General features: G+C 36.1%; 2 protein-coding genes. Both read left to right on the top strand.

What is annotated here, in order from left to right:
• Nucleotides 1–83: 83 nt before the first annotated feature.
• Entirely contained in the window at nt 84–485 is a 402-nt protein-coding gene (gene tnpA, locus ADA01nite_RS21790; RefSeq protein WP_146812517.1) for an IS200/IS605 family transposase, read from the top strand.
• A 6-nt stretch (nt 486–491) separates the two neighbouring features.
• Nucleotides 492–632 (top strand): helix-turn-helix domain-containing protein (locus tag ADA01nite_RS21785; RefSeq protein WP_170230424.1); only part of this gene is annotated, 141 nt, incomplete at its 3' end.

The raw sequence follows: 632 nt of genomic DNA, 5'->3' as shown, positions 1-632 counted from the left end.
TCAATTAACAAAAGCACTGATATTTATAGGTAATAACTTGAAAAACATTTGACATACGTTATCCTATAATTGAGGTGGATAACATGGCAGAAGTCAAACATGGTAGAGGATATGTATACTCTATCCAATACCATATTGTATGGTGTGTGAAATATCGCCATAAAGTGTTGCTTGGCGATGTAGATACAAGGTTAAAAGAAATACTGAATCAGATTGCTACAGATAATGGTTTCACGATTTCAGAAATTGAAAGTGATTGTGACCATGTTCATCTCTTGATTGATTGCAGTCCACAACATTCAATTCCGAGTATTATCAAAGCGTTAAAAGGTGTTTCAGCAAGGTTGTTATTTAAAGAATTCCCCCGGTTAAAAAAGAAGTTATGGGGAGGGAATCTTTGGAATCCTTCTTACTTTGTGGCAACCGTTAGCGAACACACAGAAGCACAAATACGACAATACATTCAAAATCAGAAAGTGAGGTGAAATCGCATGGTAGTAAACAAAGCGTACAAATTTCGTATTTTTCCCAACAAAACACAAGAAATCCTACTCGCTAAAACGATGGGTTGTAGTCGATTTGTGTTCAATCACTTCTTAGCAAAGTGGAACGAAACGTACAAAACAACAGGC

This window comes from Aneurinibacillus danicus (assembly GCF_007991215.1).
Lineage (GTDB): Bacteria > Bacillota > Bacilli > Aneurinibacillales > Aneurinibacillaceae > Aneurinibacillus > Aneurinibacillus danicus.
This window is presented reverse-complemented; position numbering and strand designations above follow the sequence as displayed.

Bases quoted from the DNA above. Each gene is read 5' to 3' on its own strand.
- tnpA (WP_146812517.1), top strand. From the start codon at position 84: ATGGCAGAAGTCAAACATGGTAGAGGATATGTATACTCTATCCAATAC.